This window comes from Phaeobacter sp. JH20_29, from assembly GCF_048056175.1.
Lineage (GTDB): Bacteria > Pseudomonadota > Alphaproteobacteria > Rhodobacterales > Rhodobacteraceae > Phaeobacter > Phaeobacter bryozoorum.
Genome location: NZ_JAYMWO010000013.1, coordinates 785,870 through 802,707 on the forward strand (window position 1 = coordinate 785,870; position 16,838 = coordinate 802,707).

Below are 16,838 nucleotides of genomic sequence, written 5' to 3' on the forward strand. Positions count from 1 at the left end.
ATGAAAGACCTGTGCCTATGCCTGTTCGGGTCATTCGCCTATCGTGATCTCCTCAAGCTGCCAGATGCTGCGGGAATAAACCGCCTCGGTACGGTAGGTCGGATCGCTGTCGTAGGGGTAGACAATCCACAACGGGCCCTTGTCGCGGACCGACATTGTTGCGCCATTGCGCTCATAGGCGACCATTGGCCCGCCATTGGTGGCGTCTGAAACCGGAATCTCCACGGCATAATCGTTGATTGCCCGTGCCACGACGACACCGGCCTGATGTTGATCCACACCGACATGGGCCAGCAGCGCTGCCAGGCTGACACCGGTAAAGGCCTGTTCGCCGGAGGTCCAGATGGTGCGGGTATCGAACTGGGCGACCGGCAGGCTGCGCAATTCATCCATCGAGAAGACGAACTGCTGCGTATCGCCGCCGTTCTGGGGTTTGACGGCAACGGTCAGAACCGTCTCGCCGGATTGGGACGCCCGGGCGTCCTGAGGGGCCAGACCGCAGAGCAATGTGACCGCTGCAAGCAGGGCTACAATGTGGAGGTGCCAGTATTTCATCGCGTCTATCCTTTTGCCTGTGCCATTCCGCCGATTGCGGCCCCGCTACCGGGTGATGCACATTCTTGATCTGGGTCGAACCTGTCACAAACCGCCGTCCAGAGCATCTGTTCCTGCGGATAGACTGCTATTCTTTGGTATAGGATTCGTAACCAGCGCTGCATTTTTTTGGCAATTCCGGCCGATTTTATGCCTCGACGGCCGCAATGATGCGGGGAATACCTGCCTGTACAAAGTCCGGGTAACATCAAAAGGCGCCCCTGCACGCGCTGCGGTTGCGTGGAATTGACTTTTTATCAACCAAATTGAGGGTATGCTGACGTTCAGGCCGGTACTTTGCAGGAGCTTACATGCGTATTCTATTGGCGGACGACCACGACATGGTGCGTGAAACCATTTCCGCTTATCTGACATCAGAAGGCGGCGCGGCAGTAACCTCGACCGTCGATCTGCCTGGCGCGCTGAGCGAGATCGAAGAGAACGGCCCCTATGATCTGGTCCTGCTGGATTACAATATGCCAGGAATGCAGGGGCTGGACGGTTTGGGAACGGCGCTGAAGGCCAATGGCGGCAAGGGGGTTGCGATCATCTCCGGCAGCGCGCCGACCCGGACTGCTCAGGAGGCTCTGGATGCCGGGGCGATTGGCTTCATTCCAAAAACCATGGGCGCCCAATCGCTGCTGAACGCGGTCCGCTTCATGAGCGCCGGCGAAATCTATGTGCCCGTTGAATTGATGCGCAAGGAGGCCGAGGCCCCTGCCCATCCGCTTGCCGAAAAACTCAGCCCGCGCGAGATCGAGGTTCTGGACGGGCTGTGCCGCGGCCTGTCGAACAAGGAAATCGCCCGCGAGCTTGAGTTGCAGGAGGTGACGATCAAGCTGCATGTGCGCACGCTGTGCCGCAAGCTGGAGGCCAAGAACCGCACCCAGGCCGCTCTCACCGCTAAGGAAGCAGGCCTGTTCTGAGGGCTGCGTTGACGGGCAGCTCTCGGCGCCACAAATGACTGCGCCTTTATGTGGGGCATGATCGCTGGATCCATCTTGAGGGGGCTGCGATGGGTGGGGCCTGTGGTTGGTGAAACGTATCCGGTGAAAACTGTTGGCTCTGCCCAGCGAGGTCGGCCTGTCGTGAGACGCCGCAGGCGTGCGGAGCTGTTTCTGGGTCCGCGTCTATGTCGGAGCTGGATCGGTGTCCGGCTATGGATCGGTGTCCAGGTCGGGACCAGTCTCCGGGTCAGGACCAGTCTCCGGGTCTGAGCCGTAGGTCTGTGTCGCAGGGCTGTTGATCCCGAAACCGGTGCGACGAATCGTGTCCGCCCGATCTGCCAGTAGGCGGGAAGCCGCCTTCGGCAGCTGCCACTTGTTGCAGCGCCCATCCTGCGAGCAGGCGCCTGCGATGGCCCCGGTACAGCTGCGACCTCAGCCGGTGGGCACCTATGCGGTGGTCGATTACATGACGTGGCCGACCACTTGACGTGACCTGGCTGCATCCCAGCTGGCCTTTGCACTCAGAAAACCGGCGCGCGCCTAAGGTACGATTGCCCAGCGGATCAGCGCCGCGACACAGGCCAGCACCCCGACGCTGACACACCAGATGACCGCAAACCACAGCAGCCGCCCCAGTGGGTGATGCCTGACCTTTGCTTCGGGACTGGCGCTGCCGCGGGGTGTGGTTGCCCGCTCAGGAGGCTGTTCGGAGGTGCTCAATGATAGCCCTCCTCCGGGTTGATCTTGCCGCGAAATACCCAATAGGCATAGGCGGTATAGGCCAGGATCAGAGGCACCAGCACCACCGCGCCGACCAGCGTGAACATCAGGCTTTCATCCGGGGCGGCGGCCTCGGCGATGGTCAGACCCGGCGGCACGATGAACGGGTAGAAGCTGATGCCAATGCCGATGAAACCCAGCACAAAGAGCCCAAGTGCTGCCAGAAACGGCTGGGCGTCGCGCGCGCCCTTCAGCCCCTGAAACAGCGCGTAGCTGCACGCCACAACCAGCCCCGGTACCAACAGGCTGAACAGGCTGCCCGGCAGGTTGAACCAGCGGCGGAAATACTCCGGGTCCTGAAACGGGGTGAGCAGGCTGACCAGCGCAATTGCCGCCAATGTGACGACGCCGAGCCAGCGCGCGTAGCCGCGCATCTGATGCTGTAGATCACCCTCGGTCTTCATGTAGAGCCAGGTCGCACCAAGCAGCGCATAGCCGGTCAGCACTGCCAGGCCGGTGATCAGCGAAAACGGGGTCAGCCAGTCCCACCAGCCGCCTGCGTAGGCGCGGCCCTCGATCTCGATCCCCTGTACCAGCGCGCCCAGCGCGATGCCCTGCATGATCGCCGCCACAACAGAGCCGCCAAAGAACGCGACGTCCCAGACGCCACGCCAGCGGGTGGTGCGCCAGCGGTATTCAAAGGCGACACCGCGAAACACCAGCGCCAGCAACATCAGGGTGATCGGCATGTAGAGCGCCGGCATGATCACCGCATAGGCCAGCGGGAACACCGCAAACAGCCCGCCGCCGCCCAGCACCAGCCAGGTTTCATTGCCATCCCAGACCGGGGCGATGGAGTTCATCATGGTGGCCCGATCGCGTTCGGAACCGGCGAAGGGGAACAGGATCCCGACGCCAAGGTCAAACCCATCGAGCACAACATAGGTCAGCACCGCAAAGGCGATGATTCCGGCCCAGATAAAGGAGAGTTCAAACAGCATAGCGAGGACCTCTGTCAGTTGCCTTGTGGGGTGGGTTCATCGGTGACATCGGGATCGACCTGCTGCGCCGGGGTGATCCCTGCGGCCCGGATCGGCCCGTCGCGCAGCCCCAGGTTCCGGGTGGCAGGCACCTTGTTCATCATCCGCAGGATGTAGAAAGTTCCGGCGCCGAAGATGAAGAAATAGACTATGATGAAGGCCGTGAGTGAGGCGGCGACTGCCGGCGCTGCCACCGGTGCCAGACTGTCGGACGTGCGCAGCAGCCCGTAGACGGTGAAGGGCTGCCGCCCGACCTCTGTGGTGATCCAGCCGGCCAGAACCGCAACAAAGCCCATCGGTGCCATCAGGATCGAGGCCCGCTGGAGCCCGCGGTTTTCATAGAGCTGCCCGCGCAGACGCCCCCAGAGCGACCAGAGCGCAAGGCCGAGCATGGCAAAGCCAAGGCCGACCATGACCCGGAAGCTCCAGAATACGATGGCTACCGGCGGCTCATCTTCATCGGGGATTGTATCGAGCCCTGCCAGCGGTGCGTTCAGGTCATGTTTCAGGATCAGGCTGGAGAGTTTGGGGATTTCAATGGCATAGTCGACTGTCTTGGTCTCGGCATTGGGCAGACCAAAGAGGATGAGCGGGGCGCCGTCGGGATGGCTGTCAAAATGGCCTTCCATGGCCATCACCTTGGCGGGCTGGTGTTCCAATGTGTTCAGCCCGTGCATATCGCCGGCCACGATCTGCATCGGCGCCACCAGAACCAGCATCCACATCGCCATGGAGAACATCCGCCGCGCCGCCACATCGGTCTTGTCGCGCAACAGGTGCAGACTGCCGACACCGCCCACCACCAGTGCCGTGGTCAGGAAGGCCGCCAGCACCATATGCACCAGACGATAGGGGAAGGACGGATTGAAGACGATCTGCCACCAGTCCTGCGGTACGAATTGGCCCACCTCGTTGATGGCATAGCCCGCCGGCGTCTGCATCCAGCTGTTCACGCTCAGGATCCAAGTGGCCGACATCAGCGTGCCAAAGGCCACCATGGCGGTTGCAAACATATGCAGCCCATCGCCGACGCGGGCACGGCCAAACAGCATGATCCCGAGAAACCCGGCCTCCAGGAAAAACGCCGAAAGCACCTCATAGGCCATCAGCGGCCCGAGCACCGGGCCGGTCTTGTCCGAGAACACCGACCAGTTGGTGCCAAACTGGTAAGACATCACGATGCCCGAGACGACCCCCATGCCAAAGGCAACGGCGAAGATCTTTTTCCAGTATTCGAACAGCGTGTAATAGGTGTCGTCCCGGGTCCGCAGCCACAGCGCGTTCAGCACCGCGAGGTAGCTGGCAAGCCCGATGGAAAACGCCGGGAAGATGATGTGAAACGAGACGGTGAACGCAAATTGCATGCGTGCCAGTGTCTCGGCTGTCAGCCCATCGAACATATCTGGTCACTTTCCTAGAAACTGCGCCGCCCGCCTCGGTCTGGCCTGCCGGACAGTGGCGGAGCGAGCGATCCATTGGCACAGAAGTTAGTACGTGGTGGAGAAGTTGCAGGTGGCAGAAAGCCGCAGCGCGGCGACAGGTCTCAGTTATTCCAAGCCTATTCCGCTATGCTAGGCCTCGCGCAGCGACGCGGCAAGCGCGGGTTCAGGACCATCAGGGGCGGATTTACCTGCCGGTTCCCCCATCCCCATCAGACCGGACCTGCGGAGCGCGGGCGGCGGCACATTGGCGCAGGCAGAAACGGAGATGCAGATATGACCGAGGCACAGGCCCCCTGGATAGAGCGCTTTCCCGGCTTGGCCCGACTGGATGACAAGACCAAGGCGCATATTCTTGCGCAGTCGTCTCAGTTGAGCCTGCCCCGGGGCACGGTGATCTTTGGCCCCGGCAAATCCCCGGAAAACATGCTGTTCCTGCTGGATGGCACCGTACGGGTGCAGCAGGTTTCCGAGACGGGCCGCGAGATCCTGCTGTATCGGATCAACGCGGGCGAAAGCTGCGTGCTGACCACCGCCTGCCTGCTGGCTTATGAGGACTATGCGGCAGAGGGTATTGCCGAAACCGCAGTAACCGCAGCCATCCTGCCCCGTGCAGTGTTTGACGCGCTGGTCGCCGCCTCTGCTGATTTTCGCAGCTTTGTGTTTTCGGCCTTCTCCAAACGGATTACCGATCTGTTTCTGGTGATCGACGAGGTCGCGTTTCAGCGCGTCGATGTGCGACTGGCACAGGCGCTGCTGGATCTGGCCGCGGCTGGCGATCACCTCGCCGTGACCCATCAACAGCTGGCGGTCGATCTGGGCACCGCGCGCGAGGTGGTCTCGCGGCAGATCCAGGAGTTCCAGCGTCGCGGCTGGGTGCAACTGGCACGCGGCCGTGTCGATATCCTCGACCGCGCGGCATTGCAGCGGCTGATCCGGCGCTGACCCGGCACTGATCCGGCACTGATCCATGGGCGGGTCAGCGTCGCGCCCCGGTGGGGCGTCCCTTCAGAACCCAAGGCTGGCGGCTGGCTGCGGGTGGCGCGCAGCAAGGGTGACTTAGTCACAGACATCTGCGCAGAACCGGCGTTTTCTGGTGCGAGACATCGCAAAGGAGTGACCAGATGACCAGAAACATAGGTACGCTTGACCGGGCCATTCGGCTGATGCTCGGTGTTGGGCTGATCGCCGCCCCCTTTCTCAGTGATTATGCCATCTTTGCCGCAGGCTGGGCGAAACTGCTGTCGGTGGCGCTTGGCAGTGTCATGCTGCTGGTGGCGCTGACGCGCAGCTGCCCGATCTACACGATCCTTGGCCTGCGCAGCTGTCGGCGCTGACCGGTTGCGGCGCGCGGCGCTGTCGCGCCTTGCGCGCCCTTGACCCGACGTGATGATCACTGTTCAACATCACGCCAAGCGCACTGAGCGCCAAACGCTACCGAACCGCCCCCCGGTCCGGTGTCACGCGAAGAAAGACCTGAATGCCTCCTCTGCTGATCCGCTATGTGCCGCTGCTGACCTGGGGGCGGGCGTATAGCCGCCTGAACCTCACCAATGATCTGATCGCTGCGGTGATCGTAACGATCATGCTGATCCCGCAATCGCTGGCCTATGCGCTGCTGGCCGGATTGCCGCCCGAGGCCGGGCTATATGCCTCTATCGTGCCGATCCTGCTTTATGCGGTGTTTGGCACCAGCCGGGCGCTGGCCGTCGGACCTGTGGCGGTGGTCTCGCTGATGACGGCCGCCAGCCTGAGCGAGATCGCAGCGCAGGGCAGCATCGGCTACGGGGTTGCAGCACTGTCGCTGGCGGCGCTATCCGGCGCGATCCTGTTGGCGATGGGGCTGCTGCGGCTTGGGTTTCTGGCCAATTTCCTGTCACATCCGGTGATTGCCGGTTTTATCACCGCCTCCGGCGTGTTGATCGCCACCAGCCAGATCAAACATGTGCTGGGGGTGAATGCCGACGGGCACACGCTGCCCGAACTGCTCCTGTCGCTGGCACAGAACCTGCCTGAGCTGAACTGGCCGACGGCACTGATCGGGGTTGGGGCGACGGGGTTTCTGGTCTGGGTCCGGCATGGGCTGAACCCCGCCCTGCGTGCGCTTGGGGTCGGCGCACCGCTGGCCGGCTTCCTGACCAAGGCCGGACCGGTCGCCGCCGTGATTGCCACGACACTTGCGGTCTGGGGGCTGGATCTGGCGGAGCGCGGGGTCAGAATTGTCGGGGCCGTCCCACAGGCGCTGCCGCCCTTCACCCTGCCGGATCTGTCGCATGAGCTGCTGGCGCAGCTCATACTGCCGGCGGTGCTGATCTCGGTCATTGGATTTGTCGAATCCATCTCCGTGGCGCAGACCCTGGCGGCGAAACGGCGCCAGCGTATTGACCCGGATCAGGAGCTGATCGGCCTTGGCAGCGCCAATCTCGGCGCGGCCTTTACCGGCGGTTTCCCGGTGACGGGGGGATTTTCCCGCTCGGTCGTGAATTTTGATGCCGGCGCCGAAACCCCGGCTGCGGGGGCGTTTACCGCCATCGGGCTGGCCATTGCCGCCGTGGCGCTGACGCCGCTGATCTACTTCCTGCCAAAAGCGACCCTGGCGGCGACCATCATCACGGCGGTTCTTGGATTGGTCGATTTCTCCATCCTGCGGCGGAGCTGGGCCTATTCAAAGGCGGATTTCGCCGCAGTGCTGGCCACCATCGCGCTGACCCTGCTGCTGGGGGTCGAGGCCGGGGTCACCGCCGGGGTGCTACTGTCGATCCTGCTGCATCTTTACAAATCCTCGCGCCCGCATATTGCCGAGGTCGGGCGGGTGCCGGGCACTGAGCATTTCCGCAATGTCCTGCGTCACGAGGTGGAAACCCACCCCAGCCTGCTGACGCTGCGGGTGGATGAGAGCCTGTTTTTCGCCAATGCGCGATTTCTGGAGGACTGCATTCACCGGCGGGTCGCCGATGATCCGCAGATCGACCATGTGGTGCTGCAATGCTCAGCGATCAATGACATTGACCTGAGCGCGCTGGACTCGCTGGAGGAGATCATGCACCGGCTGTCGGAGATGGGGGTCACCCTGCATCTGTCGGAGGTTAAAGGACCGGTGATGGACCGGTTGCGGCGCGGCGATTTTCTGACGCATCTGAGCGGTCAGGTCTTCCTCAGTCAGCACGACGCGATAGAAGCCCTATGCCCGAAAGATGCGGCCATGCGAATCTCAGTCCCCGGGCTGCACGGCGGATAATCTGGTGCTGGACACAGACAGCGGGCCGCTGACTGTCGCGGCCTGCTGTTCGGCGGTTAGCTATGCGCGGATTGCGACCGGCGAGAGGTTTTCGCGCCGCTCTGATCGGGTCAGGCAACCACCTGGACAAACTTGCGCTTCGACATCTTGGCACTGCGCGCCGGGGCCACTTCGACCAAGCGCAGCGGACGGATACCGATATTGTCGATTCGCTGGATTTCGCCACCGCTGGTGAGGCTCTGATCACGCCAGACCATCCGCACCCGCTCATCCGAGGTCACCATCGCGGAGCCTTCGACCACCCGCCAGTAGGTGCCAAGGGTCGCAACAGACAGCGGCAGGCTCTGCCCCGGCAAGACGGTCAGATGTTTGACAATGTGATGAGCGCCGGTGTCGAGGGTCTCGCTGCGGCCCCAGCTTTCGGTTTCGATTTCGCTGCTGTTGCGGGAGGCGCCCTCGCTCAGCTGATCGGCGTACCAGCTGGCCAGGCTCGCAGCGTCGCTGACACCGGTTGCGGTCTGGGTCAACTCGGCGGGGCCCTGCGCGCCATCCTTGCGGCTGTGCGGCATGGTCTTGCACCAGGTCGCCTCGCCCGAGACGCTGCCGGCCAACCAGGCCTCCCACTCGGCGTCGCTGGCAACTTCCGGTTCCACCTGCCAGGCCGACATCTCGTCCCAGCCTGCATCCATTTCGACCACAGACAAGCGCGCGGCATGGCACAGGATCGCGCTTTCGAAGGTGCTGCTGCGGGCCCGACGGTAGCTGTCGGCATCAAGCGCGAGGATCCCGTCGACCTTCATACCGCGGGTGGCGGCGGCCTTTGCGGGCATCAGAATGCGGGCGGCGTATTTCTTGTAGGCGGCCATCAAAGTGTCGAGCCGCGCCAGATAGATACCAGTGCTCCAGAGTTTGGCGGCAGGCTGATCACGCCAGCCATCAAAGGCCGGGTTGCGCTGATCGAGGAAGCTGCTGACCGGGGTGGCGCCTTCTGAGTTGAGGCTGCGTGCACATTCGATATAGCCGTGGCTGCGGCAGGCGCGATCGGTCTGCACGCCAAGCATCACGATATCGCCGTTCTGGGCCGCCTGCATCCCCTGAGCCAGAGCATCCTGAAGCTGATCCGCATCGTCAAAATCCTGATCCGCAGGCAGGATCAGCACCAGGCTGTCGGCAGCCGCCTTCAGGCTGTGCAGCGCTGCAATTGTGCCGGCAGCGGTTTTGGTGGCGCCCGGCTCCAGCAGCAGTTGGCCCGCGACCTTCATCGCCTCCATCTGGGTGGCCGCCACCTCGGCAAAAGCGCCGCAGGTGAGCACGGTCGGGGCGTGAAACTCGGCAGTGGCAACGGCCGACAGCAGGGTCTGGAAGCGGCTTTGGACACCGGCAGCATCCTCAAAGTGCATCGGCACCATGTCGGCGCCATTGGTGACATCGGCGTCTGTGGCTCCGGCGAGAACGATGGGATAGATCATGCTGCATTCCTTTCGGCGTATCGTGGCGTGTCTGGCTTGAACCAGGGATGGCGTGTTGATCTCACACTAGGGAAGTCGGTGCTTGCGATCTTCTATCCAGTGGGCGTTTTGAAGCGCGAAAAAGGATAGTACCCGCACAACCTTAGCGTTGGGCCTTGGCACAATTCATCATAGAAATGTTTCAAATTTCCTTAAAATACGGTCGTGACAGGCAGAGATGCCTTGAGTATGTTCCCGATATGTCCGCATCTACCTCCACCCCTGTGTCGTCGATCCGCAATCTCGGCCCCGCCTTTGAAGAGGCCTGTCGCAAGGCAGGGATCACCTCGGCCGAGGCGCTGCGCGCCCTGGGGGCAGATGCCGCCTACACCCGCCTGCTGGAGGCTGGCAACAGACCGCATTTCATCGGCTATTATGTTCTGGTGATGGCGCTTCAGGGACGGCCCTGGAACGACTGCAAGGGGGCGGAGAAGGCGGCGCTGCGAAAGCGGTTCGATGCGCTGAAGGCGGGCAGTTTCGATGCCAATCGCTCGGCACTGGAACGGGCGCTGGACGAGATCGGCGTGATCGAACGGCGCTGAATCCGGGAACATTTGCCGAATGATGCGCGTTGTCCTCGCAACAGCAACCGCACATCCGGGAGAATTCTCATGGATCTTATCCGCATCATCGCCGCCGTCATCCTGCCCCCGCTGGGCGTCTTTCTACAGGTCGGTCTGGGCAAGCATTTCTGGCTGAACATCCTGCTGACCCTGCTTGGCTACATTCCGGGTATCGTCCATGCCGTCTGGGTCATCGCGCGGGAGCCGCAGCATGCCTAACCTGCAGATCCCGCAGGAAGACCGCCTGCAATCGCTTGAGCGGCTGGCCCATGGGATGGACCGCGCATTTCGCCTGCCGGTGATCGGCACGCGGATCGGCTGGGACAGTATCCTGGGGCTGGTCCCCGGCGTCGGCGACGCGCTGGCGCTGGCGCCTGCGGGGTATATCGTGCTCTCGGGCTATCGCATGGGGGCCTCATCCGGGACGCTGGTGCGGATGGTCGGCAACATCGGCATCGACGCGCTGATCGGCACCGTGCCCCTGATCGGTGACATTTTCGACATCGGCTGGAAGGCCAACCTGCGCAATGTTGCCCTGCTGAGGCGGCATCTCGAAAAAAAGACGATGGCGGGCGAGCCTCTGGCCAAACGGCTGGCCCGCAGGGGGTTTGACCATATCAACGCCCCAACCCGCAGAACACTGAAGGCCGCCCGTGATCTGCCGCGTCGGCTGCACGCGGGCCGCGCGCGCCCGGCCGCAGAGCCGCGCCACGGCTGATCGCTGCCGCTTACTGGCATCATGACCATGTGATACCCTTGACCGCAAGAAAAAGGCCGCGCCGGATGATCCGGAGCGGCCTTTTCCAATTTTGGTCAGGCTGAAACAGCGGTGGCTTAGCCGACCAGCTCCAGACCGGAGAAGAAATAGGCGATTTCAACCGCTGCGGTTTCCGGTGCGTCGGACCCGTGAACGGAGTTTTCGCCGACGGATTCGGCGAATTCGGCGCGGATGGTGCCGGGAGCCGCGTCTGCGGGGTTGGTCGCGCCCATGATTTCGCGGTTTTTCGCGATGGCGTTTTCACCTTCCAGAACCTGCACAACAACCGGCTCGGAGGACATGAATTCGCAGAGTTCGTCGTAGAAGGGACGCTCAGCGTGGACAGCGTAGAACACGCCGGCCTGCTCTTTGGTCATGTGGATGCGCTTCTGCGCGACGATGCGCAGACCTGCGTCTTCGAACTTCGCGTTGATCTTGCCGGTCAGGTTGCGACGGGTTGCATCGGGTTTGATGATCGAAAAGGTACGTTCCAGAGCCATTTGGCATACTCCTGCAATTTGGGTCGCGGGATGGACCTCCCGGGACCGGAAACTTCGCGCGCCGCCTAGCATGGCTTGCGCGCCATGGGAAGGGGGGTTGTTGCACTGCCGCTGCCCCGTGCGGGCCATCGGCGGGCCAAAGTAGCAGGCCAGAGTCGCGACATATATGTCCGTTCGGACGCATCGCGGCACGCTTTGGCCCATTGGACGCCCTGAGGCCAATTGACAGCACCGGGTCACTGGGTCACACCGCTGCCATGTTACGTATCAGCGATATCTCCTATGCGGTCGAAGGCCGTCTATTGTTCGATGGCGCCAGCGCCACGATCCCCACAGGCCACAAGGTCGGATTGGTGGGCCGCAACGGCACCGGCAAGACCACCCTGTTCCGCCTCATCCGCAATGAGCTCTCGCTGGAATCCGGCAGCATCTCGCTGCCCAGCCGGTCGCGCATTGGCGGTGTCGCGCAGGAGGCGCCAGCCTCGGGTGTGTCGCTGATCGATACGGTGCTGGCCGCCGATACCGAGCGCGCCGAGCTGCTGGCGGAGGCCGAGACCGCACAGGATCCGGGCCGGATTGCCGAAATCCAGACCCGCCTTGCCGATATCGACGCCTGGTCCGCCGAAGCGCGCGCCGCCTCGATCCTGAAGGGGCTGGGGTTTGACTATGAGGCGCAGCAGCGCCCCTGTTCGGATTTCTCCGGTGGCTGGCGGATGCGGGTCGCGCTGGCGGCGGTGCTGTTTTCGCAGCCCGATCTGCTGCTGCTCGATGAGCCGACCAACTATCTGGACCTGGAAGGCGCGTTGTGGCTGGAGGCCTATCTGGTCAAGTATCCGCACACCGTGATCATCATCAGCCACGACCGCGAGCTGCTGAACCGCTCGGTGAATGGCATCCTGCATCTCGAAGATCTCGGGCTGACGTTTTATTCCGGCAACTATGATCAGTTTGCCCGCCAGCGCGCTGCCAACCGCGCCAATCAGGCGGCACAGGCCAAGAAGCAGGACGCCCGCCGGGCGCATTTGCAGGCCTTTGTCGATCGGTTCAAGGCCAAGGCAAGCAAGGCCAAACAGGCGCAGAGCCGCGTCAAGATGCTGGAGAAGATGGAGACCATCCGCGCGCCCGAAGACGCCGCGCGCACGGTCTTCACCTTTCCCGAACCCGAAGAACTGTCGCCGCCGATCATCGCCACCGAGGGCGCATCGGTGGGCTATGACGGCACCACGATCCTGAGTCGGCTGGACCTGCGCATTGATCAGGACGACCGCATTGCGCTTCTGGGCAAAAACGGTGAGGGCAAATCCACCCTCTCCAAGATGCTGTCGGGCCGGCTGGATGTAATGACGGGCAAGATGACCCAGTCCAGCAAGCTGCGGATCGGCTTTTTTGCCCAGCATCAGGTCGATGAGCTGCATATTGACGAAACCCCGTTGCAGCATCTGCAACGCGAACGCCCCAATGAGGGCCAGGCCCGTCTGCGCGCAAGGCTGGCAGGCTTTGGTCTCGGGTCGGATCAGGCGGATACCGAGGTCGGGCGCCTCTCTGGTGGGCAAAAGGCGCGTCTGTCGCTGCTGCTGGCCACCCTGCCCGCGCCGCATCTGCTGATCCTCGACGAGCCGACCAACCACCTGGATATCGAAAGCCGCGAGGCGCTGGTGGAGGCGCTGACCGCCTATTCCGGCGCGGTCATTCTGGTCAGCCACGATATGCACCTGCTCAGCCTTGTTGCCGACCGGCTGTGGCTGGTCTCCGGCGGCACGGTGAAACCCTATGAGGGCGATCTGCCCTCCTACCGCGATCTGCTGCTTACACGGGACAAACCGGCGGGCAAATCCAAGGCCAAGGCGGAAAAGCCCAAACGCCCGTCGCGCGATGCGCTACAGGCGCTGCGCGCCGAGGTGCGCAAAGGCGAGGCACGGCTGGAGAAGGTCAGCGAAATGCGCGACAAACTGGCCAAGAAACTGGCCGATCCTGCCCTCTATGACGAAGATCGCAAGGATGAGGCGCTGGTCTGGCAACGCAAATACGCCGAGGTGATGGAGGCGCAGGACCGGGCAGAGGATCTGTGGCTGAAGGCGGTTGAAAAACTGGAAAAGGCAGAAGCGCTATGATTGATACCGCCTTTTTGATCACCTCCTTTGTGACGCTGTTCGTGATTGTCGATCCGATTGGATTGACGCCGATCTTTCTGGCGCTGACCCAGGGCATGACGCCAGCGCAGCGGCGGGCGATTGCCCTGCGCTCTACCATCACCGCTGCGGTGCTGCTGGCGGTGTTTGCGGCCTTTGGCGAGGCGGTGCTGGGGTTTGCCGGGATTTCCATGGCCGCCTTTCGCATCGCGGGCGGCGTTCTGCTGTTCCTGACCGCGCTCGACATGTTGTTTGAACGTCGCAACAAGCGGCGCGAGGACCGCAGCGAGGAAGATGACTTTGACGATCCCTCGGTCTTTCCACTGGCGATCCCGCTGATTGCCGGGCCGGGCTCAATTGCCACGGTGATCCTGCTGACCGGTCAGCAGCCGGGGTTTGCCGGATTTGCCATGGTGATGGCGGTGGTCTTTGCAGTGCTGTGCATCCTGTTGCTGATGTGCCTGTTCTCAGGCCTGTTTGAACGGCTGCTGGGCAAGACCGGCATTACTGTTGTGACACGGCTGCTGGGGATGCTGCTGGCCGCGCTGTCGGTGCAATTCGTGCTGGACGGGTTGCAGGCCTTTGGATTTGCCGGGGGCTGAGCCTCTCGAAACTTTCCGGGTGCCTCCCCATATTGAGGGGAGAGATCGGCGCAAGGCAGGAGAAACAGGTTGGACGGCATCGAAACTCCACGATTGATCTATCTGGTGTTGCTGCTGGTCGCGGTTGGCTCCTGGGTGTTTGTGCAGAACCGGCAGGGGCTGGGCAAAACCGTGCAGCAGCTGGCGATCTGGGCGTTCATCTTCCTTGGCGTGATAGCCGGTTACGGCCTGTGGGAGGACATCCGCAGCACGGTGCAGCCGCAGCAGGTGGTGATGCGCGACGAGGGGCGCGTGGATGTGCCGCGTGCGCGCGACGGGCATTATTATCTGACCGTCGATGTCAACGAGGTGCCGGTGCGCTTCCTGGTCGATACCGGCGCCAGCGCCGTGGTGCTGAATGCAAAGGATGCGCGGCGGGTTGGCATTGATCCCGAAAGCCTTGCCTATCTGGGACGGGCGCGCACCGCCAATGGCGAGGTGCGCACTGCGCTGGCCACGGTCAAGAGCATGTCGCTGGGCGGCATCACCGACCGCGATATCACGCTTTCGGTGAACGAGGGGCAGATGGATCAGTCGCTCCTGGGAATGGATTACCTGCAACGCTGGTCCAGCATCGAGATCCGCAACGGATCGCTGATCCTGACGCGCTGAGGCCAGCGCCGCCCCCCTTCGCGGGTTGATACCTAGGCGGTTTTCTCGGCCTTTTTCTCCCAGCGCCCGCTCTCTTCGGACCAATATTGCGCTGAGCATCCCGCATCGGTGAGGGATTTCCACTGCACCCGTGCGCGGGCCACCGCGTCCGGGTTGGTGCCGTCAAACAGAATGCAGACCCGCTCCAGCGCGGCAACCTCCTCCGCAGTGACCTCGGCGCCATCCACCGCCATCAGGCAGCTGGTGCCGGGCACCGGCGTCGTCTCATGGCTGAGCAGAACGGGCTGAAGCGCATCATGGGGGCCGCCGAGAATACCATGCGGAAGAAACTGCTCCTCCGGCCCAAGCCACAGCCGTTCGTCCAGCTGCGTGATCCGCGGCAGGTCCACCCCGCGCACGACAATGCGCCACCCGGCGCCAAGCGCCTTGTCGAGGAGGACCGGCAGCGTCTCTTCAAGCGAACGCCGGGTCAGATGGTAGAAATAGGCCGCCCCCATGGTCTGTATCTCTGCCTGTCTCAGTCCGTCTCGAACATATTCTGCACCAGCCGGTTCAACGCCATGACGCCCCAGCCGGTCGCGCCTTTGGGGGCGTAGTCGGTGTCTGTCTTGACCGAGGCGACGCCTGCGATATCCAGATGGACCCAGGGGGTGTCTTCCTTGACGAAACGTTGCAGGAACTGCGCGGCGGTGATCGACCCGGCCGGGCGGCCACCGATGTTCTTCATGTCGGCAATGCGCGATTTCAGCATGTCGTCATAGGCCTTGCCCAGAGGCATCCGCCAGGCGCCCTCGCCCTCGGCTTCGGCGGCTTTCAGGAAGCGGTTGCAGAAGGTGTCGTCATTGGAGAAGACGCCCGCGTTTTCATGGCCAAGGCCGATGATAATGGCGCCAGTCAGGGTGGCGAGGTCGATCATGCCCACCGGTTTGAAGCGCTCCTGCGCGTACCACATCACGTCGCAGAGAACCAAGCGCCCCTCGGCGTCGGTATTGATCACCTCGACGGTGTCGCCCTTCATGGATCTGATGACATCGCCCGGGCGGGTCGCATTGCCAGACGGCATGTTTTCGACCAGCCCGACAAGACCGACCACATTGGCTTTCGCCTTGCGCAGGGCCAGCGCCCGCATGGTGCCCGCAACAACGCCGGCACCGCCCATATCCATGGTCATGTCTTCCATGCCCGCGCCCGGTTTCAGCGAGATGCCGCCAGTGTCAAACACCACGCCCTTGCCCACCAGCGCCAGCGGTGCGGCATCGGTTTCGCCGCCGTTCCACTGCATCACCACCACTTTCGACGGGCTGTCGGACCCCTGCCCCACGCAGAGCAGCGTCCGCATGCCCAGCTCTTCCAGCTGGTCCTCGTCGAGCACCTCAACCTTCAGTCCGAGGCTTTCCATCTCCGCCAGCCGATTGGCAAATTCGGTGGTGGTCAGCACATTGGCAGGCTCATTGACCAGATCGCGGGTCATGTGGACACCTTCGGCCACGGCTGCCAGCGGGCCATAGGCGGCCTCGACATCGGCGGGGGATTTATGGGCGATCACCACCTCAGCGTCGGAGGGGGTCTTGTCGCCGGTCTTGTGATCGTCAAAGCGATAGTCGCGCAGCGCCATCCCCAGCGCCAGATCCGCAGCGCGTGGCATGGAGCCTGCCATCACCGTCACCGATTTTCCATCGCTGCGCGCGGCCAGCTTAGCGCCGGCCTTGCGCGCCTCGATCGCGCTGATCTTGCGCGGGGTGACCAGAATATCCAGCGCCTCGGCTTTCATGCCAGCGGGCCAAGCCAGCGAAATCACATCGCCCGCCTTGGTCTTCTCAAAACCCTTTGCTTCAACAAGACGTGCCAGCGCCCCTTTGGTCAGCCGGTTTGCCGTGCGCGCTGCCTGCCCCAATGTCCCCTCCGGGGTGATCTGAACCACCACACGGCCCTCAATCTCGGAGAGGGTCTTGGGATCAAATTCGACAAAACGTGTAGGGGTCAGCGGACGCATGTGCGGGGCTCCTGTCAGGGTCAATTCCTCAATCCCCAACAGGTAGCCTGCCTGTGCGACAATGACTAGGGCCAGATATGGTTTGACCGCCGTCGAAGGATGCGCCGAACGGGCTAGGGGGCGGCCACCGGCCGACTGTCGCGCGTCCGCAGAATGC

At 62.9% G+C, this 16,838-nt stretch carries 18 protein-coding genes; 10 read left to right on the forward strand and 8 right to left on the reverse strand.

Annotation, left to right across the window (positions count from 1 at the left end):
• Window positions 1–30 precede the first annotated feature (30 nt).
• Entirely contained in the window at window positions 31–555 is a 525-nt protein-coding gene (locus tag VWZ85_RS13500) for a molybdopterin-dependent oxidoreductase (RefSeq protein ID WP_340545867.1), read from the reverse strand.
• Between the two features lie 350 nt (window positions 556–905).
• Here VWZ85_RS13500 and VWZ85_RS13505 point away from each other — a divergent pair, with 350 nt between their 5' ends.
• Entirely contained in the window at window positions 906–1,520 is a 615-nt protein-coding gene (locus VWZ85_RS13505) for a response regulator transcription factor (RefSeq protein WP_340545868.1), read from the forward strand.
• A gap of 561 nt (window positions 1,521–2,081) precedes the next feature.
• Here VWZ85_RS13505 and VWZ85_RS13510 read toward each other — a convergent pair.
• Genes VWZ85_RS13510 through VWZ85_RS13520 form a run of 3 tightly spaced genes read right to left on the reverse strand, consistent with a single transcriptional unit; the run spans window position 2,082 to window position 4,701 of the window.
• Complete coding sequence (locus tag VWZ85_RS13510; RefSeq protein WP_416588731.1) at window positions 2,082–2,261, reverse strand: hypothetical protein; 180 nt, start codon at window positions 2,259–2,261, stop codon at window positions 2,082–2,084.
• Window positions 2,258–3,262, reverse strand: coding sequence for a cytochrome d ubiquinol oxidase subunit II (gene cydB, locus VWZ85_RS13515; RefSeq protein ID WP_340545870.1), 1,005 nt, complete (start codon window positions 3,260–3,262; stop codon window positions 2,258–2,260). The genes VWZ85_RS13510 and cydB overlap by 4 nt, the downstream gene beginning before the upstream one ends.
• Window positions 3,263–3,276: 14 nt before the next feature.
• Window positions 3,277–4,701 (reverse strand): cytochrome ubiquinol oxidase subunit I, encoded by a 1,425-nt coding sequence (locus VWZ85_RS13520; RefSeq protein WP_416588732.1) that lies wholly within the window; start codon window positions 4,699–4,701, stop codon window positions 3,277–3,279.
• A 315-nt stretch (window positions 4,702–5,016) separates the two neighbouring features.
• Here VWZ85_RS13520 and VWZ85_RS13525 point away from each other — a divergent pair, with 315 nt between their 5' ends.
• The 3 genes from VWZ85_RS13525 to VWZ85_RS13535 all read left to right on the forward strand — a co-directional run bounded on the left by VWZ85_RS13525 (window position 5,017) and on the right by VWZ85_RS13535 (window position 7,978).
• Window positions 5,017–5,685, forward strand: coding sequence for a Crp/Fnr family transcriptional regulator (locus VWZ85_RS13525; protein WP_416538943.1), 669 nt, complete (start codon window positions 5,017–5,019; stop codon window positions 5,683–5,685).
• 179 nt (window positions 5,686–5,864) lie between these two features.
• On the forward strand, window positions 5,865–6,077 hold the full coding sequence (locus VWZ85_RS13530; RefSeq protein WP_340545873.1) for a DUF2892 domain-containing protein: 213 nt from the start codon (window positions 5,865–5,867) through the stop codon (window positions 6,075–6,077).
• 143 nt (window positions 6,078–6,220) lie between these two features.
• Entirely contained in the window at window positions 6,221–7,978 is a 1,758-nt protein-coding gene (locus tag VWZ85_RS13535) for a SulP family inorganic anion transporter (RefSeq protein ID WP_416588734.1), read from the forward strand.
• A gap of 110 nt (window positions 7,979–8,088) precedes the next feature.
• Here VWZ85_RS13535 and VWZ85_RS13540 read toward each other — a convergent pair whose 3' ends face one another.
• A complete protein-coding gene (locus tag VWZ85_RS13540; protein WP_416588735.1) occupies window positions 8,089–9,447 on the reverse strand; it encodes an alginate biosynthesis protein in 1,359 nt (452 codons plus the stop codon).
• Window positions 9,448–9,686: 239 nt separating this feature from the next.
• Here VWZ85_RS13540 and VWZ85_RS13545 point away from each other — a divergent pair, with 239 nt between their 5' ends.
• The 3 genes from VWZ85_RS13545 (at window position 9,687) to VWZ85_RS13555 (ending at window position 10,767) form a co-directional block, all read left to right on the forward strand.
• The gene (locus tag VWZ85_RS13545; RefSeq protein WP_416542151.1) at window positions 9,687–10,028 is read left to right on the forward strand and encodes a TfoX/Sxy family protein; all 342 of its coding nucleotides are present in this window, start codon (window positions 9,687–9,689) and stop codon (window positions 10,026–10,028) included.
• Window positions 10,029–10,097: 69 nt separating this feature from the next.
• Window positions 10,098–10,268, forward strand: coding sequence for a YqaE/Pmp3 family membrane protein (locus VWZ85_RS13550; protein WP_014874958.1), 171 nt, complete (start codon window positions 10,098–10,100; stop codon window positions 10,266–10,268).
• The gene (locus VWZ85_RS13555) at window positions 10,261–10,767 is read left to right on the forward strand and encodes a DUF4112 domain-containing protein (protein WP_416588736.1); all 507 of its coding nucleotides are present in this window, start codon (window positions 10,261–10,263) and stop codon (window positions 10,765–10,767) included. The genes VWZ85_RS13550 and VWZ85_RS13555 overlap by 8 nt, the downstream gene beginning before the upstream one ends.
• 116 nt (window positions 10,768–10,883) lie before the next feature.
• Here VWZ85_RS13555 and ndk read toward each other — a convergent pair whose 3' ends face one another.
• On the reverse strand, window positions 10,884–11,306 hold the full coding sequence (gene ndk, locus VWZ85_RS13560; RefSeq protein WP_340545877.1) for a nucleoside-diphosphate kinase: 423 nt from the start codon (window positions 11,304–11,306) through the stop codon (window positions 10,884–10,886).
• 257 nt (window positions 11,307–11,563) lie between these two features.
• On the opposite strand from ndk, the gene VWZ85_RS13565 reads away from it, so the two are divergent.
• The 3 genes from VWZ85_RS13565 (at window position 11,564) to VWZ85_RS13575 (ending at window position 14,688) form a co-directional block, all read left to right on the forward strand.
• Window positions 11,564–13,417, forward strand: a complete 1,854-nt coding sequence (locus VWZ85_RS13565) for an ABC-F family ATP-binding cassette domain-containing protein (protein WP_340545878.1) — start codon at window positions 11,564–11,566, stop codon at window positions 13,415–13,417.
• On the forward strand, window positions 13,414–14,037 hold the full coding sequence (locus VWZ85_RS13570; protein WP_416588737.1) for a MarC family protein: 624 nt from the start codon (window positions 13,414–13,416) through the stop codon (window positions 14,035–14,037). The genes VWZ85_RS13565 and VWZ85_RS13570 overlap by 4 nt, the downstream gene beginning before the upstream one ends.
• A 69-nt stretch (window positions 14,038–14,106) precedes the next feature.
• Entirely contained in the window at window positions 14,107–14,688 is a 582-nt protein-coding gene (locus VWZ85_RS13575) for a retropepsin-like aspartic protease family protein (protein ID WP_340545880.1), read from the forward strand.
• Between the two features lie 32 nt (window positions 14,689–14,720).
• Here the strand turns inward: VWZ85_RS13575 and VWZ85_RS13580 are convergent, their stop codons facing one another.
• A complete protein-coding gene (locus VWZ85_RS13580; RefSeq protein WP_416546167.1) occupies window positions 14,721–15,185 on the reverse strand; it encodes a DNA polymerase III subunit chi in 465 nt (154 codons plus the stop codon).
• A gap of 20 nt (window positions 15,186–15,205) precedes the next feature.
• Window positions 15,206–16,681, reverse strand: a complete 1,476-nt coding sequence (locus tag VWZ85_RS13585) for a leucyl aminopeptidase (RefSeq protein ID WP_416538948.1) — start codon at window positions 16,679–16,681, stop codon at window positions 15,206–15,208.
• Window positions 16,682–16,838: the final 157 nt, after the last annotated feature.

Bases quoted from the DNA above. Each gene is read 5' to 3' on its own strand.
- VWZ85_RS13545 (WP_416542151.1), top strand. From the start codon at position 9,687: ATGTCCGCATCTACCTCCACCCCTGTGTCGTCGATCCGCAATCTCGGC.
- VWZ85_RS13555 (WP_416588736.1), top strand. From the start codon at position 10,261: ATGCCTAACCTGCAGATCCCGCAGGAAGACCGCCTGCAATCGCTTGAG.
- VWZ85_RS13505 (WP_340545868.1), top strand. From the start codon at position 906: ATGCGTATTCTATTGGCGGACGACCACGACATGGTGCGTGAAACCATT.
- VWZ85_RS13580 (WP_416546167.1), bottom strand. From the start codon at position 15,185: ATGGGGGCGGCCTATTTCTACCATCTGACCCGGCGTTCGCTTGAAGAG.
- VWZ85_RS13500 (WP_340545867.1), bottom strand. From the start codon at position 555: ATGAAATACTGGCACCTCCACATTGTAGCCCTGCTTGCAGCGGTCACA.
- VWZ85_RS13535 (WP_416588734.1), top strand. From the start codon at position 6,221: ATGCCTCCTCTGCTGATCCGCTATGTGCCGCTGCTGACCTGGGGGCGG.
- ndk (WP_340545877.1), bottom strand. From the start codon at position 11,306: ATGGCTCTGGAACGTACCTTTTCGATCATCAAACCCGATGCAACCCGT.
- VWZ85_RS13570 (WP_416588737.1), top strand. From the start codon at position 13,414: ATGATTGATACCGCCTTTTTGATCACCTCCTTTGTGACGCTGTTCGTG.
- VWZ85_RS13550 (WP_014874958.1), top strand. From the start codon at position 10,098: ATGGATCTTATCCGCATCATCGCCGCCGTCATCCTGCCCCCGCTGGGC.
- VWZ85_RS13520 (WP_416588732.1), bottom strand. From the start codon at position 4,701: ATGTTCGATGGGCTGACAGCCGAGACACTGGCACGCATGCAATTTGCG.
- VWZ85_RS13565 (WP_340545878.1), top strand. From the start codon at position 11,564: ATGTTACGTATCAGCGATATCTCCTATGCGGTCGAAGGCCGTCTATTG.
- VWZ85_RS13540 (WP_416588735.1), bottom strand. From the start codon at position 9,447: ATGATCTATCCCATCGTTCTCGCCGGAGCCACAGACGCCGATGTCACC.
- VWZ85_RS13525 (WP_416538943.1), top strand. From the start codon at position 5,017: ATGACCGAGGCACAGGCCCCCTGGATAGAGCGCTTTCCCGGCTTGGCC.
- cydB (WP_340545870.1), bottom strand. From the start codon at position 3,262: ATGCTGTTTGAACTCTCCTTTATCTGGGCCGGAATCATCGCCTTTGCG.
- VWZ85_RS13585 (WP_416538948.1), bottom strand. From the start codon at position 16,681: ATGCGTCCGCTGACCCCTACACGTTTTGTCGAATTTGATCCCAAGACC.
- VWZ85_RS13530 (WP_340545873.1), top strand. From the start codon at position 5,865: ATGACCAGAAACATAGGTACGCTTGACCGGGCCATTCGGCTGATGCTC.